Here is a 25,717-nt window from a genome sequence, read left to right as displayed (position 1 = left end):
CGGATGGACAGGTTCAGGATGATGCAAATTTCAAATGAAATTACCAAACGCCTGAATAAACCAACGTTAGTGTTAGGTTAAAGTTTGATTTTGTATGAAAATGGAGTTAATTTTAGTTTACTCGAATTACTTCAGATTGTGCACAAACGAATACCTGATCTTCTTCTTCAGGTTTCATTAAAAATGCTCCGGTAAATTCACCAAAAGCGGGTAAAATCAATTGATTTTTCCTTCGGAAGAAACATTTCAGCTTTAAATGTTGTTTTGCCAAACCAACCAATCGATAACCGGGATGAATATGCCCACAGATATTAAAATCACTTTCTTTTTCTTCAGGATGGTGCGTTAAACGGAAGTTCCCGATCTGTAATTCCTGATGAATTTTCACTCCTAGTTCTTCATAATGAATCGGAGAAATGATATCGTGATTCCCGGCAATTAAAATAATTTCAGCTTGTTGCTTTTGAAGCCAGTTTTCGAATAAATTCCATTCAGCATTCAATGCACTATGAAAAAGATCACCTAAAAAGATGATCTTTTGCGGTTGGAACTCGGTTACCGCTTCATCTAACCGATCAAAATTTGTCTGAATTGCCGATTGTGGCACCGCGCTACCGTATTTTCTAAAATGAGAGATCTTTCCCAAATGCACATCGGCCACCAGCAAAGCTTTTTGCTCTTCCCAATAGGAAACGCCGCTACACGCCAGCTGAAAATGGTTATTTTGGATTGTGATTTTCATTTTTAGAACTCAAAAAAAGAAGGTCGAAATTAACCAATTTTGAGTAATATTTCAGCTGCTTTATCTAAAGTTTCATTTTCCTTCGCAAAACAAAAACGCAATTGCTTTAGATCCTGATTATTGATATTAAAAACCGACACCGGAATCGATGCTAATTGATATTCTTTCACTAATTTTTCAGCAAAGAGGATATCAGATTCGCTTGTAATTTCAGAATAATCCAAAAGTTGAAAATAAGTTCCAGCAGATGGAATAATCTTAAATTTTGTGTCTTTAATCTGTTCAAGAAAATAATCTCTTTTTTCTTGATAGAATTTAGGCAAACTCAAGTAAGTTTCCGAATCCTTAAGATACTCAGCAAAAGCACGCTGAATTGGATGATTCACACAGAAAACAATAATCTCCTGAAATTTCCAGATTTCTTTCATCAAAACATCTGGCGCTACGCAATAGCCCATTTTCCAACCCGTATTATGAAAAGTCTTACCGAAAGAAGCACAAACGATTGCTCTTTCAGATAATTCTGGAAAAGATGAAGCACTTTGATGCTTTTCTCCATCGAAGATAATATGCTCATAAACTTCGTCACTTAAAAGGATGATATTGGTGTTTTTAAGCAAGTTTTCTAATTGCAGCATATCTGCTTTAGACAAAATAGTTCCGCTGGGATTGTGAGGTGTGTTAATCACAATCATCCTCGTTTTATCGCTAATTTTAGCTTTTACTTCGTTCCAATCTACTGTATATTCCTTTCCTTTAAGCTGAATATGAACCGGAATTCCTCCATTTGTTTTTACAATGGGTTCATAAATATCATAAGCCGGTTTAAAAATGATAACCTCGTCACCAGGATGCACAAAGGCTGAGATTGCGCAATAAATTGCCTGGGATGCTCCCGCAGTTAAAGTAATTTCTGAATCTGGATGATATTTTTTACCGTGAAGCGCTTCGATTTTTTTTACAATTTCTTCTCGAAGCTCTGGAACTCCTGCTAAAGGCGCATATTGATTATAACCATCTTTCATGGCTTTATACACCAATTCTTTTAGATAATCGTCTGTTTGAAAACCGGGAAATCCCTGAGACATATTTATGGTATTATATCGATTTGCCATACCGCTCATTTTAGAAAAAATGTTTTCAGGTGAGCCAGGAAGTTTGGATACATGAGATTCAGAAAAAGCCATAAAAATTTTTAAATAATATGCATAAAAAATCCCGAAATCTAAAAAGAAATCGGGATCAGTTTTATTCAGAAAAAATATTTTTTATCCTTTTGTGCTTGCAGATAAATATTCACGGTTCATACGAGCGATATTCTCTAAAGAAATTCCTTTAGGACACTCAATTTCACAAGCACCAGTGTTAGTACAGTTACCAAATCCTTCTAAATCCATTTGGCGAACCATATTCATAACACGATCTGTAGCTTCTACCTGTCCCTGCGGAAGTAATGCATATTGTGAAACTTTTGCTGAAGTAAATAACATGGCACTTGCATTTTTACAAGCTGCAACACACGCACCACAACCAATACAGGTTGCTGCAGCGAAAGAATCGTCTGCATCGTGTTTATTTACAGGAATACTATTTGCATCGATGGTGTTTCCTGAAGTATTTACGGAAACATATCCACCTGCTTGTTGAATACGATCGAAAGCACTTCTATCTACAATAAGATCTTTTACCACCGGGAAAGCATTGGCTCTAAAAGGCTCTATAACGATAGTATCACCATCGTTAAACTTTCTCATGTGTAGCTGGCAGGTAGTGATCAATCTATCTGGGCCATGTGGCTCACCATTAATTTGAAGCGAACAAGTTCCACAAATCCCTTCACGACAATCATGATCAAACTCTACCGGATCTTCACCCTTAGCAACAAGTTCTTCATTTAAAACGTCTAACATTTCAAGAAAAGACATATCTCCTTCGATTCCATCGATTGGATAAGACACCATCTTTCCAGTAGCCTTAGCGTTTTCTTGTCGCCATATTTTTAATGTAAGTTTCATATTCTTTAGATTTTAGTATTGAGTATTGAGTCTTGAGTCGCTAATTTGTAACAGCTCATATCTCAACACTTGCATCTATTTATAACTTCTTGTTTTTAATTCGATATTATTGAAAATAAGTTCTTCTTTGTGAAGAGCAGCATCGCTAGGTTCTCCTTTATACTCCCAGGCAGCCACATATCTAAAGTTTTCATCATCTCTTAAAGCTTCACCTTCTTCGGTTTGATATTCTTCTCTAAAGTGACCTCCACAAGACTCATTTCTATGCAATGCATCTTTAGCAAAAAGCTCTCCTAATTCAAGGAAATCAGCCACACGACCAGCTTTTTCTAATTCAGCATTCTTTGCAGTAGCGCTTCCTGTAACCTTAACGTTTTTCCAGAAATCTTCTCTTAAAGCTTTAATCTCTTCGATAGCTTCTCTAAGTCCCTGTTCGTTACGTGCCATACCACACTTCTCCCACATAATCTTACCTAATTTCTTATGGTAAGTATCTACAGAATGTTTTCCACCCGCATTCATTAAGCGATCGATCTTGTCTTTCACTTCTTTCTCGGTTGCTTCGAACTCTGGAGAATCTGTTGGAATCTTTCCTGTTCTAATATCTTTTGAAAGGTAATCTCCAATAGTGTAAGGCAATACAAAATAACCATCTGCAAGTCCCTGCATTAAAGCAGATGCACCTAATCTGTTAGCACCGTGATCTGAGAAGTTAGCTTCTCCTGCTGCGTAACATCCAGGAATGGTTGTTTGTAAATTATAATCTACCCAAAGACCTCCCATAGTATAGTGCACCGCAGGATAGATCATCATTGGAGTTTCGTAAGGGTTTTGATCTGTAATCTTTTCATACATCTGGAAAAGGTTACCATATTTAGACTCTACAACCTCTTTACCTAATTTAATAATTTCAGCTTCAGATGGGTTTTTGTGACCAGATGTAAAAGCAGCTTCTTTCCCGTAGCGCTTAATTGCACTTGCAAAATCCAGATAAACTGCCTGCCCTGTTTTGTTTACTCCAAAACCTGCATCACAACGCTCTTTTGCTGCACGTGATGCTACATCACGAGGTACAAGGTTACCAAATGAAGGATATCTTCTTTCTAAATAATAATCTCTTTCTTCTTCAGAAAGTTCAGTAGGTTTTTTCTTTCCTTCTCTAATCGCAATTGCATCTTCTTTTTTCTTCGGAACCCAAATACGACCATCATTACGTAAAGATTCAGACATCAAAGTTAATTTAGACTGATGATCTCCTGTAACCGGAATACACGTTGGGTGAATTTGCGTGTAACAAGGGTTAGCAAAATAAGCTCCTCTACGGTGAGCTCTCCATGCTGCCATCACGTTACTTCCCATCGCATTTGTTGAAAGGAAAAATACGTTACCGTAACCTCCAGAAGCTAAAACTACAGCGTGAGCAGAGTGTCTCTCTAACTCCCCTGTAACCATATCTCTGGCAATAATACCTCTCGCTTTACCATCAACTAAAACAAGATCCATCATTTCGTGGCGGTTAAAAGATTGAATCTTACCACGATTTATTTGGCGGTTCATTGCAGAGTATGCTCCTAATAATAACTGCTGACCAGTTTGTCCTTTCGCATAAAAAGTTCTGGAAACCAAAACTCCACCAAAAGAACGGTTATCTAAATATCCACCATATTCACGTGCAAAAGGCACACCTTGTGCCACACACTGGTCGATAATATTTCCAGATACCTCAGCAAGTCGATAAACATTCGCTTCACGCGAACGATAATCTCCTCCTTTTACAGTATCATAAAAAAGACGGTAATCTGAATCACCATCTCCCTGATAATTTTTTGAAGCGTTTATACCTCCCTGTGCAGCGATAGAATGTGCACGTCTAGGAGAATCCTGATAACAAAATGTTTTTACATTATACCCTAACTCTGCCAGTGTAGCTGCAGCTGCACCTCCTGCAAGACCAGTACCTACAATAATAATGTCGATATTTCTCTTATTGGCGGGGTTTACCAGGTTAATATCATTCTTATGCTTAGTCCACTTATCTTTAAGCGGCCCTTCTGGTATCTTTGATTCTAAAATTGACATAGATCTTGCGAATTAAAGGTTATTGATATAGTGAAACAATGCTATAAAAATAAAGCCTAACGGAATGATTATAGCATAAGCCACTGTAAGGCCTCTTACTCCTTTAGCGTACTTATTATTCCATCCCATAGATTGGAACGATGAAGAAAAACCATGAAGAAGGTGTAAACTTAAGAATACAAAAGATAAACAGTATGCTGCTACCCTAATTGGATCCTCAAACTTCACGATCATTTCACTATAATATCTTGAAGCATCTTCTGGATGAGATTCTACATATTTATGTACAATTTCTGGCACCCAAAAATCATAAAAATGTAGTGCTAAAAAGGCTAAAACTACCAATCCAGAATAAATCATGTTTCTAGACATCCAGCTGGAATTAGCGCCACCATTGTACTTTACATACTTTACATTTCTAGCCCCACGGTTTTTAGCTTCAAGAACAAATCCCATAACAAAATGGAAGATTACTCCAAAAATTAGTACTGGCTGAAGTACCGCCTGTACCAGAAAATTGGTTCCCATAAAATGAGAAAGTTCATTAAATAAATCTTCACTAAAAACTGAAGTTAAATTGATAGTAAAGTGTTGAAGTAAAAATAAGACCAGGAACAGTCCCGACAAGGCCATCGCAACTTTTTTTGCGATAGATGATTTTAAAAATCCACCCATTGGTTTGATTATTTATAGAATTTTAACAGCAAAAATACACTCCAATTAACTTATGGACAAACTTTAATGCTTCTTTATAAGGCTATTTAGAATAAGTATAAGTAAGCCGCAATTTTGTTTAATCTCAAATAATTTAAAAATTTAAGCAGAAAATAGCTAAAAGCCTTTATTTATCATACTTCAAAGAAGAAAAACGAAGGAATTAAAAAAATTTTCAATCGATTGAAATTCTACAAATTATAAAAAATTCGCACCATTTTTATACCATAAAAAAAGCTACCCAAAATATCGAATTTCAGATAGCTCTTTCATTTATTTTTATTCAGAATTAACCTTCTACAAGATCTTTTTTATATGCATCTGAATGAACATTTGCTACTGCTCTACCAGATGGATCGTTCATATTCTTAAAAGACTCATCCCATTCTAAAGCAGTTGGTGTACTACAAGCCACTGAAGGAACTGATGGTACAGACAATGCTGCTGCATCACTTGGGAAATGCTGAGAGAAGATCGTTCTATAATAGTATTCTTCTTTACTTGTTGGAGGCTGAATTGGGAATTTAAAGTGAGCATTTTTAAGTTGCTCATCTGTAACTTCAGAATTTACAAGTTGCTTTAAAGTATCAATCCAACTATATCCTACACCATCAGAGAATTGCTCTTTTTGTCTCCAGGCTACACTTTCTGGCAGGTAATCCTCAAAGGCTTTTCTAAGTACCCATTTTTCGATACGCTCGCCGTTAATCATTTTGTCCTGCGGGTTAATACGCATCGCTACATCCATAAATTCTTTATCTAAGAATGGCACACGACCTTCTATACCCCAAGCACAAAGCGATTTGTTTGCTCTTAAACAATCGTACTGGTGCAATTTATCCAATTTACGTACTGTTTCTTCATGAAACTCTTTAGCGTTTGGCGCTTTATGGAAATAAAGATATCCTCCAAAAAGTTCATCTGAGCCTTCTCCTGACAGTACCATTTTTATCCCTAAAGACTTGATGGTTCTGGCCATTAAATACATAGGTGTTGAAGCTCTAATCGTGGTCACATCATAAGTTTCTAAATGATAGATCACATCTTTTATCGCATCTAAACCTTCCTGAATAGTAAATTTAATTTCGTGATGTACCGTATCTAAATGATCGGCTACTTTTTGCGCTGCTGCAAGATCTGGAGAACCTTCTAAACCAATCGCAAAAGAATGCAATCTTGGCCACCATGCAGCATCTTTATCATCACTTTCTATTCTTTTTTCTGAATATTTTTTAGCTACTGCTGAAGTAATTGAAGAATCCAGCCCACCTGAAAGTAATACCCCGTAAGGAACGTCACTCATTAACTGGCGGTGTACCGCTTTTTCTAAAGCTTCTCTAAGTTCTTCGATACTGGTAGCGTTATCTTTTACTGCATCATACTCCATCCAGTCACGCTCATACCATTTCTGGAAACCTTCTTCTTTACTAGAAAGATAGTGACCAGGAGGGAATAATTCAATTTTAGAACATTTTCCTTCTAAAGCTTTAAGCTCTGATGCTACATAAAAAGTTCCGTTATGATCCCATCCAATATATAAAGGAATAATACCAATATGATCTCTGGCAATTAGATATTCATCATTCTCTACATCATAAATAGCAAAACCAAAGATTCCGTTTAGATCATCAAGGAACTTTGCTCCTTTTTGTTTGTATAAAGCAAGAATAACTTCACAATCTGATGCCGTTTGAAATTCGTAATCTGGGCACTGCTCTCTTAATTTCTTATGATTATATATTTCGCCATTAGCGGCAAGAACTAATTTTCCATCTTTAGACAATAAAGGCTGTCCTCCTGAAATTGGGTCTACAATGGCAAGACGCTCGTGCGCCATAATTGCATTATCATTACTGTAAATCCCACTCCAGTCCGGACCACGATGTCTTAAACATCTGGCCATTTCTAATAATTGAGGTCTTAAATCATCAGACTTCTCTTTTAAATCGAACGCACAAACAATTCCACACACAGTTTTAAAATTTTAAGTATTAAAGATGAAACAAATATCGAATAAACATTTCATTAAAAAAGTCACAACATCTATTTCAGTTACATTTGTAAATAATTTTTTGAAAATAAGATTAAATAATCAAATTTACGAAGTATAAATATAACGAATTTTTTTCAGCAGTAAAGCTTCCGTAATTATTCATTGTGCCTTTACTAAGCATTGCCTGTTTATTAAATATTAGCCTTGGATTAACAGGCTTTGTAAAGACTGTTTTTTAGTTTTGGGGATAATTTTGAAATTACAATTATGAAATACGATCAAATAGACAGAAAATTATTCATTAAAAACCGTAAAAACTTCATGGAACGAATGGTTCCCGGAGGCCTAGCTGTTTTTAATGCCAATGATGTTTTTCCTATTGGCGCCGATAGTACAATGCCATTTCAGCAAAATCGAGATTTATTTTATCTAAGTGGTGTAGACCAGGAAGAAGCTATTTTAGTTTTATTTCCAGAAGCACCAAAACCAGAACATCGTGAAATTCTTTTTCTTACTGAAACCAATCCTCACATTGCCGTTTGGGAAGGTGAAAAACTTACAAAAGAAAAAGCTTTTGAGGTTAGCGGAATAAAAACTGTTTACTGGCTACAGGATTTTGAAAAAAAGTTTTTTGAAATTATGGCCCAGGCAGAAACAATTTATTTCAACAAAAATGAACATTATCGAGTTCAGGGAAGTATCCAAACAGAAACTCGTGACGATCGTTTTATAAAATGGTGTAAAGAAAAATATCCTGCCCACCGCGTTGCAAAAAGTAATCCTATATTACAAAGATTACGTGCTGTAAAAGATCCTATTGAACTGGATCTTATGCAAAAGGCTTGTGATATTACCGAAAAAGCATTTAGAAGAGTGCTAAAATTCACCAAACCTGGTGTTTGGGAATATGAAATTGAAGCCGAATACTGGCACGAAATGATTAGAAATCGCTCAAAAGGTTTTGCATACACACCAATTATCGCCAGCGGAAACAGTGCCAACGTTTTACATTACACTGAAAATAACCAACAATGTAAACCAGGCGACTTAATTTTATTGGATACTGGGGCTGAATATGCAAACTACTCTAGTGATATGACCCGAACCATCCCGGCCTCTGGGAAATTCACAGATCGCCAAAAACAGGTTTATAATGCCGTAAACAGAGTAAAAACCGAAGCTACAAAATGGCTAATTCCGGGAACGATGTGGGACGAATTTCATAAAGAGGTTGGAAAATTAATGACTTCTGAATTGTTAGATCTTGGCCTACTTGATAAAGCCGATGTACAAAATGAAAATCCAGATTGGCCGGCTTATAAGAAATATTTTATGCACGGAACAGCGCATAATATTGGGTTGGATACTCACGACTACGGAATTTTAACCGAACCTATGAAAGCGAACCAGGTTTTTACTGTAGAACCAGGAATTTATTTGCCAGAAGAAGGTTTTGGAATTCGATTAGAAGACGATGTTGTAATTCAGGAAAAAGGAGAACCTTTTAACTTAATGCGTAACATCCCAATCGAAGCTGATGAGATTGAGGAGATTATGAATTCATAAAAAAATATAAAAAGGCCACAGAAATTGATTTTAAATCGATTTTGCGGCCTTTTTTAATGTAATGCTTATGAAAATACAGCATAAAAATACACAAATAAAGTTTATAACAAAGGGAAAAAACAATCCTTTGATCCTTTTACATGGATTTTTAGAAACTGAGCAAATTTGGAGGGACTACCAGCAATTACTTTCCCAAAAAAGACAGGTGGTTACTATAGATCTTTTGGGACATGGAGAAACTGGTAACATTTCTGAAGTCCACTCTATGGAAAATATGGCAGATGGGGTTATTGAAGTTCTTAACCACCTTAAAATAGAAAAAGCAAGTTTCGCAGGACATTCTATGGGTGGTTATGTAATTATGGAAATTCTAAAAAAATATCCCGAAAAAATAACCAAAATCGGCCTTATAAATTCTACCCCTGCTGAAGATACTCCAGAAAAGAAAGAAAATCGTGATCGTGTTGCCAGTTTGGTGGCAAAAAACAAATCGGCTTTTGTAAGTATGGCAATCTCGAACCTCTTAACTAGCGAAAACAATAAAAAATTTAAGCCTGAAATCGAGATTCTTAAAAATGAAGCTCAAAAAATGACTTCAGAAAGTATTATTGCTGCCACTTTAGGAATGAAAAATAGATTAGACCGTGTTGAAACACTAAAAAGCTTTAAAGGCGATAAATTTATAATTTTAGGAATGCAAGATCCGGTGCTGGATGTAGAAAACACTATAGAAATTGGGGAAAAAACAGACTCGAAAATCATCGAATTTCCAGATGGGCATCTATCCTTTATTGAAAATAGGGATTTATTGCTACAGTTTCTTCAATCGAAAATCTAAAGTTTAAAAGTCCGCTTTCAGTATAAAAAACAGGTCTTAATTTATATAATATTAGCTTTAGTTTTTTTCAGTAGTAATGATTATTGAAAAAGCAGAAGAAGAAAACTTTCTATTTTAGCTCCTAAGCGCTCCCGCAAAATCGAATAGGCTTTTGTAAGATGCCCTTCTACGGTTTTTAAAGAAATATGTAAATAATCTGCAATTTCAACATTGGTTAAGCCTTCTCTTTTACTAAGCAAAAAAACCTCTGCACATTTATCGGGTAATAAAGAGACTCCTTTAAAAACGATCTCCATTTTTCGCTCAAGAACACCAAAATCGTTATTAAGCGCAACAGCTTCTGTAGTTTCTAAAAAAACTTTATCAAAATAGGTAATGCCTTTATTTTTCTTGTAATTATTTACAAATTCGTTATAACAACTTCGGTATAAAAAATTTTTAATAGAATAATCTGGATTAAGCCTATTTCTATATTCCCAAAGCTTCAAAAATACATTCTGTATAATATCTTCTGCTAGATTACGATTGTGCGTTAATGTTATCACATACACTAATAATTGCTTATGGTACAATCTTAATAAATAAGAATAGGCCGACTCTTCTCCATTTTTCAGGCTTTCTATAAGATCGTAGTTATCCTTGTACATAAATTCTATAATAGTCAAAAAAACCGACTTAAATTTAATAAATACTAAATAAAATATAAAATAAAACAAGGGGTTTATAAATTTTAGTTGTAATTATTATAAATACCCCCTTTAAATTATGACCAAGAATATTGAAGAAGCCATAGTAAAATATATGACTGGCACTGCAACGGCCAAGGATCTTACTATGCTTTCTAACTGGATAAAAAAACAATCTAACAAAGAAGAATTAGAAGCTTTTATTAAAGATTATTATGCAATTGAGTATAGCATTAACGATTCTCACACAGATCTTGCGGTGAATAAATTATTATCATCTATCAAAAAACGAAAAGAACTAACTATCCCTAAAAAGCCAAATTATTCATTTAAATATGTGGCCGCCATTATCGCGGCGGTAATTTTAACGGGAGTTTACCTGTTTAGAGAAAATATTTTTCAGCAAGATTTATCTCAGGAAATCACTAAAGAAATTAAAGTAGGAACAGATAAAGCGATATTAACTCTTGCCAATGGCGCTGAAATTCAATTAGGAGCGCAAGAGAAATATGAAGAAGATGAATTTAGCAGCAACGGAAGTATACTTGAATATTTTAAAAACGATGACGCTAAAAATTCTGAAGATATAGAATATCACTATTTAACCGTTCCTCGCGGCGGAAAATTTACAATCGTATTATCTGATGGCACACAGGTTTGGCTTAATTCAGATAGTAAATTAAAATACCCAAGTAAATTTAAGAAAGGTGATTCCCGAAAGGTAGAACTTGTTTACGGAGAAGCTTATTTTGATGTTTCTCCTGCCAATAAAAATAAAGGCGCAGATTTTAGTGTTCTTAATAAAGAGCAGGAAGTTAAGGTGTTGGGAACTGAATTTAACCTAAAGGCTTATAAAGATGAAATAAATACTTTTACTACTTTAGTAGAAGGCAAAATATCTTTAAAATATCAGGATCATAAGAAAATCCTGTCTCCAGGCCAACAAGCTTTATATAATTTCGAAGAGAACAGTATCCTTACGAAAACGATTGATATTTATAATGAAACTTCCTGGAAAGACGGCATTTTCAGTTTCGATAATAAGCCGCTTAGTGATATCATGAAAGTTTTATCTAGATGGTATGATGTTGAGTTTAGTTTCTCTAACCAAGAATTAAAGGAAGAACAATTTATTGGCATTCTTAGCAAAAATCAAGACATCGAAAATATATTGGAACAAATAAAGAATTCTGGAATAATAAATAACTATAAAATAAAGAACAATGAAATAACTATAGAATAAAAAAAGAAAGAGAGCGAAGTGAAACATTTGGCGATGGACTCAACTTCGTCTCTCTTAGGCGTAAATATTAGATAATTTAACTAACAAATACCTAACAAATTTATGAAAATTAAATTACTCAACTCAGGCTTCCGATATCGGGACCTGTTGCTCTTACTTATGAAAACATTAATATTTTTACTTTGTACCACGGTATTCGGGTTTTCTACAAAAACTTCTTTCTCTCAGGAAAATATAGTGATCTCACAAGACCAACTGGCTAGCGTAGATGATGTTTTTCATATCATTAGGGCGCAAACCGATTATACCTTTATCTATTCGAAAAAACTTTTTAAGGATACACCTGAAATTCAACTACAAAAAGGAGAGATAAACATTGACATTTTGCTAAATCGTATTAGTAAAAACTCAAACGTTTTCATTCATAAAAATGTCGATAATACCATTACAATTAGGAAAAAAAATACTCCAAATGTAATAGTGCAAACGCAGCAAACCGAGATTAAAGGTAAGGTTATCACAGCCGGCGATAATTTGCCTTTACCCGGCGCGAGTATTATCGAAAAAGGAACCATGAATGGTGTAGTCACCAATTTTGATGGTGAATTTTCTATAAATGTCACCAACAAAAACGCTATCCTGGTTATTTCTTATGTTGGTTACGCAACAAAAGAAATTGAAGTATCCAGCCAAACAGATTTTAATATTGTTTTGGAAGAAGATACAGACAGTTTAGAAGAGGTTGTTATTGTAGGCTTTGGTAGGCAGAAAAAAATATCTGTTACCGGTGCGGTATCTACAGTAGATGTTGAAGATATGAAGCAAAACCCAACATCTAGTATTTCTAACGCGCTTGCAGGAAATGTAGCAGGAATTATGGGAATGATGCAATCTGGGCAACCAGGAAGAAACATCTCAGAATTCTGGATTCGTGGAATATCCACCTTTGGTGGTGGTACTAACCCTTTAGTTTTAGTAGATAATATAGAACGAGACTTAAACGAATTGAACATAGAGGACATTAAGTCTATCTCTGTTTTAAAAGATGCTGCAGAAACTGCAATGTATGGATCCCGTGGCGCAAACGGAGTTATTTTGATCACCACCAAAAGAGGTAGTGCCGGAAAAATAAATATCAATTTTAAAGATGAATTTATTTACAACACCAGGACGATCACTCCAGATTTTGTAGATGGGGTTACCTATGCTAATCTTTTAAACGAAGCCAGAATTACCCGTAATGAAGCTCCTATTTATCAACCAGAAGAATTAGAGATTTTAAGATTAGGGTTAGACCCAGATCTATATCCTAATGTAGACTGGAAAGACCAATTACTACGAGATGGCGCTATGACATACCGTGCCAATTTAAATATGAGTGGCGGTGGTGAGACTTCCCGTTATTATGTATCTGGAAGCTACATTAACGAAGGCGGAATGTATGAAATAGACCAAACACTTAAAGATGATTACAATACTAACGCGAATTATAAACGTTGGAATTATCGTCTTAATGCCGACTTTAATATTAGTAAAACAACTATTGCCAAAGTTGGTGTTGCCGGTTCCCTTAGTAAAAGAAACAGCCCTGGTTTAGGTGATGCAGATTTTTGGGGTTCACTGTTTGGCTATTCTCCCATTCGTACTCCTATTCTTTATTCCAATGGCTATGTACCTTCTGTAGGAACAGGGAATCAAACCAATCCATGGGTAATGGCAACCCAAACTGGATTTAACGAAAACTGGGTTAACAAAGTACAAACTAATGTTACGATAGAACAGGATTTTGGCTTTATCACAAAAGGTCTTCGTATGCGAGGTATTGTTGGTTACGATATCGAGAATTCTAATAACATTGAACGTCGTAAATGGCCAGAACAGTGGAGAGCTGCACGCGCACGTGATGCAAATGGTGATTTAGTGTTTACTCATATTTCAGATCCCAGTGAATTATTTCAATCTAGTTCGTCTTCTGGAAACCGACTTGAGTTTTACGACCTTATGCTTAATTATGATAGAAATATAAAAGATCATAATCTTGGTGGAGCAATACGATTAACTCGTGATGCATTTGTACAAACGGTAGATCTAGGAGGAGATATTAAAAATGGTATTTCCAGAAGAAATCAAGCCCTGGCAGGACGTGTATTTTATAACTGGAAAAACAAATATTTTGTCAATTTCAATTTTGGATATACCGGTTCAGAAAACTTTGCTCCAGGAGAACAATACGGCTTTTTCCCTGCTATCTCAGGCGCATGGAACATTGCCGGAGAACGATTCTTTAAAGAGCATCTTAAATGGCTAAGATTATTCAAAATAAGATACTCTTATGGTAAAGCCGGTAACGATCAATTAATGAATGGTGAACGCTTTCCTTATTTATACACCATATCTGAACTATTTAGTTATGACGAGGACGGGAACATCATTGGCCCTACCGGAGGTTATCAATGGGCAGATTTTGGTTCAGACAGATACTTTGGAGGAATGATTTACTCTCAGGTTGCCTCTTCTTATGTTACCTGGGAAGTTGCTACAAAACAAAATCTCGGTTTTGATATAGAAACTAAATCCATAACCGCAAATATCGATTTCTTCAGCGAGGAAAGAACAGGTATTTATATGGCTAGAAATTTTCTACCAGCTATGGTTGGTTTAGAAAGTACTCCAAGGGCAAATGTTGGTGAGGTTAAATCTAGAGGATTTGATGGACGTTTTCAATACACAAAACAACTTGGAGAATTTACAGTTAGCGCCAGAAGTAACATCACCTATAGCAAAAATGAAATTGTTGAAAGAGACGAAGAAAACAATGTCTATCCCTATCAAAATGAAGAAGGCTTTAGGGTAGGCCAATCACGAGGTTTGATTGCTTTGGGCTTATTTGAAGATTACGATGATATACGCAACAGCCCTACTCAAACTTTTGGTACATATCAACCAGGAGACATTAAATACAAAGATGTAAATGGGGACGGGGTTATTAATGACGGCGACCGTGTAGCTATAGGTGCTACCAGACGCCCTAACTTAATTTATGGTTTAGGAGCTTCTGTTAACTGGCGGGGATTTGGTCTTGGAGTACACTTTCAGGGTGCCGGAAAATCAACTTTTTCTACCTACGGAAAAACCGTTTATGCTTTTAGCGAAGGCGAATGGGGACAGGTTATGAAAGGTGTTATGGGTGATAATCGATGGATAGACGCAGATATTTCTGGCGATCCTTCTACTGAAGATCCAAATGCCTCCTATCCTCGTTTAAGTTATGGAGAGAACCCAAACAATTTTAGAGAATCTACATTCTGGCTAAGAGACGGAAGATATTTACGTCTTAAAACGCTTGATTTTGGATATAACCTTCCAAAAAGCTTAACAAGCAAAGTTCGAATGGAAAACATACGACTGTATTTGGTAGGGACTAACCTGGTAACATGGTCTAAATTCAAACTATGGGATCCAGAACTGGCAACTCCTCGCGGAGAGGATTACCCGCCTGCTAAATCTATAACATTAGGAATTAGTCTTAACCTGTAAATCAAAAAGAAATGAATAAAAATATACTATATAACACATTATTACTTGTGTTTCTCTCAGCAATCATTTCCTCTTGTAGTGACGACTATCTAGATTCTAGTAGATATTTTAAAGATCGTCTAACAGAAGAAAAAGTATTTCAAAGCAAAGTATATTCTGAAGAATGGCTTGCTAATGTATTTGAAGAATTTAGAGGCATTAATGCAGATGTTGCCAGTAAAGGTGTAACACCTCACAATTTTGCCGATGACATGTATTATGGAGATAGGGACAGTGACTATGATCCCTCTAAAAATGAACTCTCCTATAACATGTTCAAAATGGGACAATATAACGAGAATGATAAGCAGGGTACCTGGACGCAAAGCTATCGCGGAATTCGAAATGCTTCGACCTTTATTCACAATATCCACATGAATACAGAAATGTCTGAGCAGGAAATTAACGATTATCGCGGGCAGGCTCGTTTTGCAAGAGCTTACCTTTACTGGTTATTACTTCGTAAATACGGCCCTATTCCACTATTACCAGACGATGGCCTGGATTATGCTGATAGCTACGACGACCTGGCAATTCCCCGCAGTTCTTACGAAGAATGTGCAGATTTTATTAGCAATGAATTATTACTTGCTGCACAGGAAATGGAAGCTTTAGGAATGGTTCGTGGGCAAGATGGTTCAGCAAGACCATCTGTTGGCGCAGCCTTAGCGACTAGAGCTAAAGTGCTAATTTATGCAGCCAGTCCCTTAGCAAACGGAAACACTTCTGGCTATGCCGCACAATTGGTAGACGACCAGGGGAATCAATTATTATCTTCAGATTATCAGGAAGAAAAATGGGCAAAAGCCGCCGCTGCTGCTAAAGACGTTATAGATCTTGGGATATATGAATTATATACCGTGCCAGTTCAGGAAACAGGAGATAACGCTACAATTACCCCTCCTGCAGATAATAATTTTTCAGAAAAATCATGGCCAGATGGTTGGGCAGATATAGATCCAGAGAAATCTTATGCTCAGGTTTTTGATGGTACACTACCAGCTTCCGGTAATCCAGAATTAATCTTTACCAGAGGAAACAACCAAAACGACGAAAGTATACGGGCAATGGTAGCGCATCAATTACCAAGGTCTGCTACCGGATGGAATACACACGGGTTAACTCAAAAACTTGTTGACGCTTACTATATGAACGACGGCGAAGATGTACCTGGAAAAGATTTAGAAATTGGTCGTGGCAACGGCTCCAACCGCGTAGAGGGGTTTGTTACTCAAGAAGACTATGAAGCAGGACTTTACAAACCATTAATGCCAGGCGTTTCTTTACAATATGCTAATAGAGAGCCTAGATTCTACGCATCTGTAGCTTTTAATGGAAGTTTTTGGCCTTTACTTAACGAGTCACAGGAACGTAATCGTAATCAACAGGTATTTTACTACCGTGACAATCCAAACGGAAACGGATTCAATTCTTCTAATGCTTATTGGCTAAGAACAGGAATTGGTATGAAAAAATATGTTCACCCAAGTGACACTTACGAAGGTGGAGATATGAGCAATATCGTATTTAAGCCAGAGCCTGCAATTCGATATGCAGATATCTTACTTATGTACGCAGAAGCATTAAACGAACTAGATGGCTCTTACAATATTGATGGCTGGAATGGTGGCAGCCATAGTATCTCTCGTAGTATTCCTGAAATGCAAAGAGGAATTCATCCGGTTCGCATACGCGGTGGTGTCCCAGATTATCCTGCCAATGTATATAACGACAAAGATGAACTTAGAAAAAGACTAAAGAGAGAACGCTATATCGAGCTACTGGCAGAAGGCCAACGCTACTACGATCTTCGTAGATGGATGGATGCTGCAGAAGAAGAATCCCTACCAATTTATGGTTGCAATATTCTTATGAATAGAGAAGAAAGAGAGCTTTTTCATCAACCCGTTGCTATTTGGGCGCTTGAAACAACTTTTTCTGACAAAATGTGGTTTTGGCCAATTGGACATACCGAACTTAAACGTAATAAGCGTCTTACACAAAACCCAGGATGGAATTATAACGACTAATAATCATGATTATGAATAAACTATTTATACCTATTATACTGCTGCTTATAATTTTCACCTCATGTAATGATGAGTGGACCGAAGAACAATTTGAAAATTATATCTCCTTTAAAGCGCCAATCACCAATTCTGAAGGTGTTACAGATATTTATGTGCGCTATAAAAGCGAAGAAGAAACAACATATCAGCTTCCTTTAATTGTAAGCGGATCTAAAACTAATTCGCAAAACGCGATGATAAATGTAGCATTAGATCCAGACACACTAGAGGTATTAAACTATGAAAGATTTCAAACCCGAGAAGATTTCTATTACAAAGAATTAGAGAGTAAATACTATTCTTTTCCTTCAGAAGTAGAAATTAAAGCAGGAGAAAACACCTCTTTAATGAACATCGACTTTACTCTAAGAGATATCGATATGGTAGAAAAGTGGGTGCTTCCATTAACAATATTAGACGGTCCATCTTACACGCCAAATCCTAGAAAAAATTATAGAAAAGCGCTTTTACGTATTAATCCATTTAATGATTATTCTGGGACGTACAGTGGTACTGCTTTAAAAACAGTTATGGAAGGCTACGAAGATGAAACGCCAATCGTAAATTCAGAAATAAAATCTTACGTAGTAGACGAGAACACTATATTTTTCTATGCAGGGAATATAGATGAAGATCGCCAGGATCGCCGTAATTATAAAGTGTACGCAAGCTTTGATGGCAATGGTGGCGTAACTTTTAGCGCAGATAATCCAGAAATGGAATTTCAGGTAAATAAAAGTGCCAGCTACACCATCACAGAACAAATGGACGAACTTAGACCTTATCTTCTACACAGATATTTAACCATTAATAATATCGATTATCAATTTTCAGATTACACAATGGTTCCAAATGTAGATATTAACTATAAGGTATCTGGATCACTAATCTTAGAACGTCAATTAAATACCCAGATTCCAGATGAAGATCAGCAAATAGAATGGTAAATGACACCATTTAATATAAAAAACAAAAATCTCGAATTTTAAAATATAAAACTATGTATTCAAATATACTATATAATAAAAGGAGGCTAAATATCCTTTATTTGATATTAGCGTTTTTAAGTGTTGGTTTTTACAGCTGCCAGGATAATGATGAAGAAGATATCATTTCCCAGGCATTTGATCCTTCAAAACCTGTAGAAGTTTCTGGCTTTACACCAGAGTCTGGTGGTGCAGGACAACGCCTTGTTATCTACGGAAAAAACTTTGGAACAGATCCCAGTATTGTAAAGGTTTTAATAGGAGGCAAAGAAGCAAAAGTAATTAATGTTAATGGAGAATCCCTTTATTGCTTAGTACCACAACAGGCTTTTGGCGGTGATATTGAAGTACGTATTGGAGGAGAAGAAAGAGAAGTTAGTGGTTATTCTGAAAATGCTTTCGATTACCAACGTAAAATGGTTGTTTCTACATTAATTGGCTATAAAAACGATCGTGGAGATGAGCCATGGAAGGACGGTAAATTTAAAGCCGATAATCCAAATGACAGGGCTAGTGGATTTTGGGAACCTTCTTTTATGAAGTTCGACCCGGTAAACTCTAACCACCTATGGGTTGTTTTCGATTTTAATAACGGACTTTATAAAATAGATTTTGCCGATAGTACAGTTGTTAAAGTACGATCTGACTTTGATCGTCCAAGAAGTATCGATTTCACGCTTGACGGTGAATACATGATTATCGCTGAAGATCGAGGAGGTGAAAACGATCGTGCCACCTATCGCTTATCGCGTGACAAAGACTGGCAGGATAGAGAAGTTTTAACCAGATATAAACAATCTAATGGTGCATCGATACATCCGGTAAATGGAGAAATGTATTTTAACAGCTATGAGAAAGGCCAGTTTTTTAGGTTCGATCTAAACAAATATTTTGAAGAAGGTCTTGGCGATAAAGAATTCGAAACCTTATTTGTAGTTCACGATCCACAATGGGAATACAAAACCTTTATACATCCATCAGGTAACTACGCATATATTATCGTTATAAATCAGCATTATATCTTACGGGTAGATTACAACTGGGAAAAAGAACAATTTAACCAACCCTACTTAGTTTGTGGACAACTTAAAAGCCCTGGCTATCAAGACGGGGTAGGATCTAGCGTTAGGTTAAGAAATCCTTACCAAGGAGTCTTTGTAAAGAATGAAGATTATGTTGAAGCTGGTAAACCAGATGAATACGACTTTTATTTTACTGAACAACACAACCATGATATTAGAAAGTTAACTCCTGAAGGTAGCGTTACCACATTTGCCGGCAGAGGAAGTTCCAGTATAAACCCTGATCCTTGGGGCTACGTAAACGGTGACCTTAGAGAAGAAGCTCGTTTTGATCAGCCAACCGGAATTGCCTATAACGAAGAAGAAAAAGCATTTTATATTGGCGATAAATCCAATCACCGCTTTCGTAAAATAGCCCTAGAAGAAGCGCAAGAACTTGAAGGAGAACAAGAATAAGTAATCCAAGTATTTGCAAAAAACAGAAATGCAGGCTAGTTTTAGTTAGTTTTCAGTCCTGAGTCTATAATAAATTCACTCGTAGATTCAGGACTATTCTTTTATTAACATCTTACCACAGGGAAATATTAAAAATGCTTTTTCTGAAACTTCAGAAGTTTAAAAATATAGTTTCAAAAGCACTAAAATCGGCTTCGTAGTTTATACAAATTTTCAGAAAATATATAACCGCCATAAATTGATTGAAATTTTATCAAATTTCATATTTGAAAACACTTCAACCCCCAATTTTATAGGGCACACAAACAAATAACCCCACCCAAAACAACCTAAATACCTGAAAAAGCAAATTTGAGATGAAAAAGTTGATATTATATGCCAAATAAATCCTGAAAATTAGAAAATTAAGCTTGCTTCTGAAGAAAATTCTACTAAAAATCAGCTAAAACGTTACAGATCAAGAAAAGATTCAGAATAAAAAATATCTAATTTCCGCAAAACACTGATTATTTGATGAAATATGACATCTGAAATTATAAATATTTCAATCAAAATCTTAAAAATTAACTTTTAACAAAAAATTAGCTATTTTTTGGGAATTTCATAAGGCTTTTTTAACTTTAAGCTGTCAAAAAATTAAAAATCAAGCTTTTATGGAAGACACCCCCAATAATTTTTCTTTCGCTAAAGTATTCTGTAATGTTTTTGGGCATAAATTAAAAGTCACCAAACATGTTACTGACCATGTGCATGAGTACAAATGTGCAAACTGCGGACAGGAAATGACAGATACAGCAAATGGATTTTTAGCTCCCCTAACTAAAAAATTCAAGGAAACTAATAACTACATCGCCAAAATACACAGAAGGCGAAAAAACCGTCGCGTTCGTCATTACGCCAAAGCTTCTTAGGCTTTACTCTTCGCTACTCATAGAGTTCCATCCACGAGCAACTAATGGAATTGCCTGGTTAGCACGTGTGATAAGATGCATCCCTGCGCTTTCTTCGGTCATGTGGCCAATAATTGTAAGATTTGGATTCCCTTTTATTTTATCAAAGTCTGATTGTGCAATGGTGAACAATAATTCGTAATCTTCGCCACCGCTTAAAGCGATCATTGTGCTATCTAATTCAAATTCTTCACAAACAGAAATTACGGCAGGATCCAGTGGTACTTTTTCTTCAAATAGATTAACTCCGGTTTTAGAGTTTTTGCAAAGATGTATCACTTCAGAAGAAAGACCATCACTAACGTCTATCATCGAGGTTGGTTTTACACCAAGCTCTTTAAGCAAAGGTGGGATATCTTTACGTGCTTCAGGCTTTAATTGACGCTCTATTAAATAAGTATATTGATCTAGATCTGGCTGTGCATTTGGGTTGGCTTTAAAAACCTGTTTTTCACGTTCTAGAACCTGCAATCCCATATAGGCTGCCCCAAGATCACCGGTCACCACTAAAAGATCATTGGGTTTTGCACCGCTTCTATACACAACATCGTCTTTTTCAGCTTCACCAAAAACCGAAATACTTATAAATAATCCAGAGGTTGAAGATGTAGTATCGCCCCCAATCACATCGATATTATATAAATCTGCTGCTAATTGTATACCTGCATAAAGTTCTTCTAAAGCCTCTACAGGAAATCGATTAGAAGGAGCAATAGACACTGTGATGTGCGTAGCTTTCCCATTCATGGCATAAATATCTGATGCGTTAACCATTACAGATTTATAACCTAAATGTTTTAATGGCATATAAGCAAGATCAAAATGAACGCCTTCTACCAACATATCTGTGCTCACGAGGGTTTGTTTATCTTTAAAATCTAAGACCGCAGCATCGTCACCAATGGCTTTTATTGTAGAAGAATGCTTTGGAGAAAAGTTTTTGGTTAAATGATCGATTAATCCAAACTCTCCTAATTCAGACAAACTTGTTTTGGTAGGCTCACTATTATCAAACATCACAAATAAATTTTATGCAAAATAAATGAATATTATCTCAACAACATACACTAAATCAATTTTATCATTTAAACTGAAAGGTTTGCGAGAATATTCCACTAATACTATAGAAACAATTAAAAATTAAATCCTCCGGAGGATTTTGAATAAAAACAACTTAGCCTTTTTGAAACCCGGTAAAAAAAAGGCTTTTAATAACAATTGAATACATTTATTTATACATTTTTAAAACAAATATTGCCGCTATGGTAAAACGCTTGTTTTAATGTATATTTGTACGCGATTTAAAAAGATCTTTTTAAGCTATGATAAAAGTTAGTGAAGACGCAAGAAAAAAGATTTCTGCTCTAATGGAAGACGAAGGTTTTAACAGCCTTCAGGATTATGTGCGTGTTGGCGTGAAGAGCGGCGGCTGTTCTGGTTTATCGTACGAGCTAAAATTCGATAAATCTAAGGCTGAAGATGATAAACTTTTTGAAGACAACGATATTAAAATTGTAGTAGATAAGCGCAGTGTTTTATATCTGGCAGGAACAATCTTAGAATATTCTGGCGGATTGAACGGGAAAGGATTTGTTTTTAATAATCCTAACGCCCAAAGAACCTGTGGTTGCGGTGAAAGTTTTTCGCTGTAAATTATAAATTCAAAATTAGAGATTTAAGATTCAAAATTGACAAAAATCAAACAATTTGAAGATTTAGAAATTTGGCAAAGTGCCAGAGAAATCTGTAGAATGGTTTATGATGCAAAACAGAACACTAATCTTAAAAATGATTTTAAACTATATAATCAATTAAATGGATCATCAGGTTCAATAATGTATAATATAGCAGAAGGATTTGAAAGAAATGGAAATAGGGAATTTATTCAATTTCTTTCTATTGCAAAAGCGTCGTGTGGAGAAACTCGATCACAAATTTATAGAGCTTATGATCGTGGATATTTAAATGAAGACGATTTTGATAACTTTACAAGCAAAGTTATTTCATTAAGCAAACAAATAAATGGCTTTATAAATTATTTGCAAAAGAGTGATTTTAAAGGAACAAAATTTAAATAAGCTTGAATTTTGAACCTTGAATTATAAAATACTGAAATGGCATATACTGAAGACGATTTAAAAAAAGAACTCGAAACCAAAGAATATGAGTACGGATTTTATACTGATATAGAATCTGACACACTGCCTGTTGGTTTAAACGAGGATATTGTTAGAGCAATCTCTAAAAAGAAAGAGGAACCAGAATGGATGACAGAATGGAGATTGGAAGCATACAGAGCTTGGGAAAAAATGGAAGAGCCAGAATGGGCTAATGTTAACTACCAAAAGCCAAACTTCCAAAACATATCTTATTACTCTGCTCCTAACAAAAAACCTAAATACGATAGTTTAGATGAGGTTGATCCAGAATTATTGGATACCTTCAAAAAACTGGGTATTTCTATCGACGAGCAGAAAAAGTTAGCCGGAGTTGCTGTAGATGTGGTAATGGATTCAGTTTCTGTAACGACAACTTTTAAAAAGACTTTAGCTGAAAAAGGAATTATTTTCTGTTCAATTTCAGAAGCCATAAAAGAACATCCAGAATTAGTTAAGAAATATATTGGTTCTGTAGTTCCTAAAAAAGACAACTTTTACGCCGCTTTAAATTCGGCTGTATTTAGTGATGGATCTTTTTGTTACATTCCAAAAGGCGTTCGCTGCCCTATGGAACTTTCTACATACTTTAGGATTAACCAGGCCGGGACCGGCCAGTTTGAAAGAACTTTGGTAGTTGCTGATGAAGGTAGTTATGTAAGCTACCTTGAGGGTTGTACTGCACCAACAAGAGATGAAAACCAGCTACATGCTGCCGTTGTAGAGCTTATCGCTTTAGATGATGCCGAAATTAAATACAGTACCGTACAAAACTGGTTTCCTGGAACAAAGGATGGTAAAGGTGGAGTTTTCAACTTTGTAACCAAAAGAGGTCTTTGTGAGAAAAATGCGAAAATTTCATGGACACAGGTTGAAACAGGATCTGCAGTAACCTGGAAGTATCCTTCTTGTGTATTAAAAGGAGATAACTCGGTTGGAGAATTTTATTCAATCGCTGTAACTAATAATTTCCAACAGGCAGATACCGGTACAAAAATGATTCACCTTGGTAAAAACACTAAAAGTACGATCATTTCTAAAGGTATTTCAGCAGGAAAATCTCAAAACTCATATCGTGGCTTAGTACAAATTAACCCACGTGCAGAAAACGCAAGAAACTTTTCACAATGTGATTCTCTTTTAATGGGTAACGAATGTGGTGCACACACTTTCCCGTATATCGAAGCGAAAAACAAAACTGCAAAAGTAGAGCACGAGGCAACAACCAGTAAAATTGGTGAAGACCAGATCTTTTACTGTAACCAAAGAGGAATTGATACTGAAAAAGCTATCGCATTAATTGTAAATGGCTTTAGTAAAGAAGTATTAAACAAACTTCCTATGGAGTTTGCTGTTGAAGCTCAAAAACTATTAGAAATTTCTTTAGAAGGATCTGTAGGATAAGCTATTTAGTTTTTGAAAATGAAGAAAATTCTGTTCATATTTTTGCTGATTATCATGGTCGCTTCCTGTAAAGAGAAGAGTCAAAAAGCGATTAAGGATAATCCTGAAGCAAACGAAACTGAACAGGATACTTTACCTACAGTAATAGGGAAATTCGTTTTCACAGAAGATGACGCCATTTTAAGAGGTGACGACTTTATATATAATGTAGAAATCGATAGTTTAAGCCGAGTTTTAGGAAAACAAATTGAAGCTTATAAAACTGATGATTTTGAAATGATTCCGGTAAAAGTAAGAGGGAAATTAAAGCAAAGCCCCAGACAATCTGGCATCAAAAGAAACATAGAATTAAAAGAAATTGTAGCTATCCTTGCCGATAGCACAAAAATTAAAAGATAGGAATAACAAACATAATTTGGGCACAGCCTAAATGCATACCAAACAATTATGCTTAAGATAAAGAATTTACACGCTAATATTGAAGGAAAAGAAATCCTAAAAGGAATCGATCTTGAGATTAATCCAGGCGAAGTACACGCTATAATGGGTCCTAACGGATCTGGAAAAAGTACTTTGTCTTCTGTTATTGCAGGTAGAGAAGAATACGAAATGACAGAGGGTGAAATCATCTTTGAAAACGAAGACCTTGCTGAACTTGATCCTGAAGAAAGAGCTCACAAAGGTGTTTTTCTTTCTTTTCAGTACCCAGTGGAAATTCCAGGAGTATCTGTAACCAACTTTATGAAAACTGCGATCAACGCACATCGTAAAGCAAATGGTTTAGAAGATATGCCTGCCAACGAAATGCTTAAGCTTATTCGTGAGAAATCTGAACTACTTGAAATAGACCGTAAATTCTTATCAAGATCTTTAAACGAAGGCTTTTCTGGTGGTGAGAAAAAGAGAAATGAGATTTTCCAGATGGCAATGTTAGAGCCTAAATTATCGATTTTAGATGAAACTGACTCTGGTTTAGATATCGATGCACTTAAAATCGTTTCTAACGGAGTAAACAAACTAAGATCTGAAAAGAACGCTGTTCTTGTTATTACCCACTACCAAAGACTTTTAAACTATATCGTACCAGATGTAGTACACGTATTAATAGACGGTAAAATCGTTAAAACTGGTGGTAAAGAACTTGCTTACGAACTAGAAGAAAGAGGTTACGACTGGATTAAGCAGGAAAAAGCAGTTTAATATCAAAATTCGATAAAAAAGA

The 25,717-nt window shown here is 35.6% G+C and carries 21 protein-coding genes; 13 read left to right on the top strand and 8 right to left on the bottom strand.

The window, feature by feature from the left end:
• Positions 1-112 precede the first annotated feature (112 nt).
• The 6 genes from pdeM to asnB all read right to left on the bottom strand — a co-directional run bounded on the left by pdeM (position 113) and on the right by asnB (position 7,522).
• On the bottom strand, positions 113-742 hold the full coding sequence (gene pdeM / locus IIF7_RS07565) for a ligase-associated DNA damage response endonuclease PdeM (RefSeq protein WP_084841081.1): 630 nt from the start codon (positions 740-742) through the stop codon (positions 113-115).
• Positions 743-771: 29 nt separating this feature from the next.
• Complete coding sequence (locus IIF7_RS07560; RefSeq protein WP_084841080.1) at positions 772-1,929, bottom strand: methionine aminotransferase; 1,158 nt, start codon at positions 1,927-1,929, stop codon at positions 772-774.
• A gap of 81 nt (positions 1,930-2,010) precedes the next feature.
• The gene (locus IIF7_RS07555) at positions 2,011-2,757 is read right to left on the bottom strand and encodes a succinate dehydrogenase/fumarate reductase iron-sulfur subunit (RefSeq protein WP_084841079.1); all 747 of its coding nucleotides are present in this window, start codon (positions 2,755-2,757) and stop codon (positions 2,011-2,013) included.
• 75 nt (positions 2,758-2,832) lie between these two features.
• Positions 2,833-4,836 carry a fumarate reductase/succinate dehydrogenase flavoprotein subunit gene (locus IIF7_RS07550; protein ID WP_084841078.1) on the bottom strand — a complete coding sequence of 668 codons (2,004 nt, stop codon included), beginning with the start codon at positions 4,834-4,836 and terminating at the stop codon, positions 2,833-2,835.
• Between the two features lie 12 nt (positions 4,837-4,848).
• Positions 4,849-5,511, bottom strand: coding sequence for a succinate dehydrogenase cytochrome b subunit (locus IIF7_RS07545; RefSeq protein ID WP_084841077.1), 663 nt, complete (start codon positions 5,509-5,511; stop codon positions 4,849-4,851).
• A 328-nt stretch (positions 5,512-5,839) separates the two neighbouring features.
• Positions 5,840-7,522, bottom strand: a complete 1,683-nt coding sequence (gene asnB / locus IIF7_RS07540) for an asparagine synthase B (RefSeq protein ID WP_084841076.1) — start codon at positions 7,520-7,522, stop codon at positions 5,840-5,842.
• A gap of 288 nt (positions 7,523-7,810) precedes the next feature.
• On the opposite strand from asnB, the gene IIF7_RS07535 reads away from it, so the two are divergent.
• Both IIF7_RS07535 and IIF7_RS07530 read left to right on the top strand, forming a co-directional pair.
• Positions 7,811-9,109: an aminopeptidase P family protein gene (locus IIF7_RS07535; protein WP_084841075.1), complete on the top strand. Its 1,299-nt coding sequence runs from the start codon at positions 7,811-7,813 to the stop codon at positions 9,107-9,109.
• Between the two features lie 67 nt (positions 9,110-9,176).
• Positions 9,177-9,947 carry an alpha/beta fold hydrolase gene (locus IIF7_RS07530; RefSeq protein ID WP_245801575.1) on the top strand — a complete coding sequence of 257 codons (771 nt, stop codon included), beginning with the start codon at positions 9,177-9,179 and terminating at the stop codon, positions 9,945-9,947.
• Between the two features lie 80 nt (positions 9,948-10,027).
• On the opposite strand, the gene IIF7_RS07525 is transcribed toward IIF7_RS07530, so the two are convergent.
• The gene (locus IIF7_RS07525) at positions 10,028-10,612 is read right to left on the bottom strand and encodes an RNA polymerase sigma factor (protein ID WP_245801573.1); all 585 of its coding nucleotides are present in this window, start codon (positions 10,610-10,612) and stop codon (positions 10,028-10,030) included.
• A 100-nt stretch (positions 10,613-10,712) separates the two neighbouring features.
• Here IIF7_RS07525 and IIF7_RS07520 point away from each other — a divergent pair, with 100 nt between their 5' ends.
• The 6 genes from IIF7_RS07520 to IIF7_RS07495 all read left to right on the top strand — a co-directional run bounded on the left by IIF7_RS07520 (position 10,713) and on the right by IIF7_RS07495 (position 20,896).
• On the top strand, positions 10,713-11,876 hold the full coding sequence (locus IIF7_RS07520; protein ID WP_084841073.1) for a FecR family protein: 1,164 nt from the start codon (positions 10,713-10,715) through the stop codon (positions 11,874-11,876).
• A gap of 159 nt (positions 11,877-12,035) precedes the next feature.
• On the top strand, positions 12,036-15,413 hold the full coding sequence (locus IIF7_RS07515) for a SusC/RagA family TonB-linked outer membrane protein (RefSeq protein WP_084841072.1): 3,378 nt from the start codon (positions 12,036-12,038) through the stop codon (positions 15,411-15,413).
• A gap of 11 nt (positions 15,414-15,424) precedes the next feature.
• Complete coding sequence (locus IIF7_RS07510; RefSeq protein WP_084841071.1) at positions 15,425-17,482, top strand: RagB/SusD family nutrient uptake outer membrane protein; 2,058 nt, start codon at positions 15,425-15,427, stop codon at positions 17,480-17,482.
• 11 nt (positions 17,483-17,493) lie between these two features.
• The gene (locus IIF7_RS07505) at positions 17,494-18,468 is read left to right on the top strand and encodes a DUF4973 domain-containing protein (protein WP_084841238.1); all 975 of its coding nucleotides are present in this window, start codon (positions 17,494-17,496) and stop codon (positions 18,466-18,468) included.
• A gap of 101 nt (positions 18,469-18,569) precedes the next feature.
• Positions 18,570-19,985, top strand: coding sequence for an IPT/TIG domain-containing protein (locus IIF7_RS07500; protein ID WP_217806680.1), 1,416 nt, complete (start codon positions 18,570-18,572; stop codon positions 19,983-19,985).
• Positions 19,986-20,638: 653 nt separating this feature from the next.
• Positions 20,639-20,896: a hypothetical protein gene (locus IIF7_RS07495; RefSeq protein WP_084841069.1), complete on the top strand. Its 258-nt coding sequence runs from the start codon at positions 20,639-20,641 to the stop codon at positions 20,894-20,896.
• A gap of 3 nt (positions 20,897-20,899) precedes the next feature.
• On the opposite strand, the gene thiL is transcribed toward IIF7_RS07495, so the two are convergent.
• Positions 20,900-21,952, bottom strand: coding sequence for a thiamine-phosphate kinase (gene thiL, locus IIF7_RS07490; RefSeq protein WP_084841068.1), 1,053 nt, complete (start codon positions 21,950-21,952; stop codon positions 20,900-20,902).
• A 305-nt stretch (positions 21,953-22,257) separates the two neighbouring features.
• On the opposite strand from thiL, the gene IIF7_RS07485 reads away from it, so the two are divergent.
• Genes IIF7_RS07485 through sufC form a run of 5 tightly spaced genes read left to right on the top strand, consistent with a single transcriptional unit; the run spans position 22,258 to position 25,695 of the window.
• On the top strand, positions 22,258-22,587 hold the full coding sequence (locus tag IIF7_RS07485; RefSeq protein ID WP_084841067.1) for a HesB/IscA family protein: 330 nt from the start codon (positions 22,258-22,260) through the stop codon (positions 22,585-22,587).
• A gap of 36 nt (positions 22,588-22,623) precedes the next feature.
• The gene (locus IIF7_RS07480) at positions 22,624-23,013 is read left to right on the top strand and encodes a four helix bundle protein (RefSeq protein ID WP_084841066.1); all 390 of its coding nucleotides are present in this window, start codon (positions 22,624-22,626) and stop codon (positions 23,011-23,013) included.
• Between the two features lie 36 nt (positions 23,014-23,049).
• Positions 23,050-24,495, top strand: a complete 1,446-nt coding sequence (gene sufB / locus IIF7_RS07475) for a Fe-S cluster assembly protein SufB (RefSeq protein ID WP_084841065.1) — start codon at positions 23,050-23,052, stop codon at positions 24,493-24,495.
• Between the two features lie 18 nt (positions 24,496-24,513).
• Positions 24,514-24,894: a hypothetical protein gene (locus IIF7_RS07470; protein WP_084841064.1), complete on the top strand. Its 381-nt coding sequence runs from the start codon at positions 24,514-24,516 to the stop codon at positions 24,892-24,894.
• A gap of 48 nt (positions 24,895-24,942) precedes the next feature.
• On the top strand, positions 24,943-25,695 hold the full coding sequence (gene sufC, locus IIF7_RS07465) for a Fe-S cluster assembly ATPase SufC (RefSeq protein ID WP_084841063.1): 753 nt from the start codon (positions 24,943-24,945) through the stop codon (positions 25,693-25,695).
• Positions 25,696-25,717: the final 22 nt, after the last annotated feature.

The organism is Zunongwangia atlantica 22II14-10F7, from assembly GCF_002094855.1.
GTDB lineage: Bacteria > Bacteroidota > Bacteroidia > Flavobacteriales > Flavobacteriaceae > Zunongwangia > Zunongwangia atlantica.
The sequence above is the reverse complement of the archived record's forward strand: the minus strand, read 5'-3'. Positions and strand labels throughout refer to the sequence as shown.

What these genes read in the sequence shown, in the direction of transcription:
- IIF7_RS07485 (WP_084841067.1), top strand. Translation starts at nt 22,258, where the DNA reads ATGATAAAAGTTAGTGAAGACGCAAGAAAAAAGATTTCTGCTCTAATG.
- sufB (WP_084841065.1), top strand. Translation starts at nt 23,050, where the DNA reads ATGGCATATACTGAAGACGATTTAAAAAAAGAACTCGAAACCAAAGAA.
- IIF7_RS07555 (WP_084841079.1), bottom strand. Translation starts at nt 2,757, where the DNA reads ATGAAACTTACATTAAAAATATGGCGACAAGAAAACGCTAAGGCTACT.
- IIF7_RS07535 (WP_084841075.1), top strand. Translation starts at nt 7,811, where the DNA reads ATGAAATACGATCAAATAGACAGAAAATTATTCATTAAAAACCGTAAA.
- thiL (WP_084841068.1), bottom strand. Translation starts at nt 21,952, where the DNA reads ATGTTTGATAATAGTGAGCCTACCAAAACAAGTTTGTCTGAATTAGGA.
- IIF7_RS07510 (WP_084841071.1), top strand. Translation starts at nt 15,425, where the DNA reads ATGAATAAAAATATACTATATAACACATTATTACTTGTGTTTCTCTCA.
- IIF7_RS07515 (WP_084841072.1), top strand. Translation starts at nt 12,036, where the DNA reads ATGAAAACATTAATATTTTTACTTTGTACCACGGTATTCGGGTTTTCT.
- IIF7_RS07505 (WP_084841238.1), top strand. Translation starts at nt 17,494, where the DNA reads ATGAATAAACTATTTATACCTATTATACTGCTGCTTATAATTTTCACC.
- IIF7_RS07470 (WP_084841064.1), top strand. Translation starts at nt 24,514, where the DNA reads ATGAAGAAAATTCTGTTCATATTTTTGCTGATTATCATGGTCGCTTCC.
- pdeM (WP_084841081.1), bottom strand. Translation starts at nt 742, where the DNA reads ATGAAAATCACAATCCAAAATAACCATTTTCAGCTGGCGTGTAGCGGC.
- IIF7_RS07545 (WP_084841077.1), bottom strand. Translation starts at nt 5,511, where the DNA reads ATGGGTGGATTTTTAAAATCATCTATCGCAAAAAAAGTTGCGATGGCC.
- IIF7_RS07560 (WP_084841080.1), bottom strand. Translation starts at nt 1,929, where the DNA reads ATGGCTTTTTCTGAATCTCATGTATCCAAACTTCCTGGCTCACCTGAA.
- IIF7_RS07495 (WP_084841069.1), top strand. Translation starts at nt 20,639, where the DNA reads ATGGAAGACACCCCCAATAATTTTTCTTTCGCTAAAGTATTCTGTAAT.
- IIF7_RS07520 (WP_084841073.1), top strand. Translation starts at nt 10,713, where the DNA reads ATGACCAAGAATATTGAAGAAGCCATAGTAAAATATATGACTGGCACT.
- IIF7_RS07550 (WP_084841078.1), bottom strand. Translation starts at nt 4,836, where the DNA reads ATGTCAATTTTAGAATCAAAGATACCAGAAGGGCCGCTTAAAGATAAG.
- IIF7_RS07530 (WP_245801575.1), top strand. Translation starts at nt 9,177, where the DNA reads ATGAAAATACAGCATAAAAATACACAAATAAAGTTTATAACAAAGGGA.
- sufC (WP_084841063.1), top strand. Translation starts at nt 24,943, where the DNA reads ATGCTTAAGATAAAGAATTTACACGCTAATATTGAAGGAAAAGAAATC.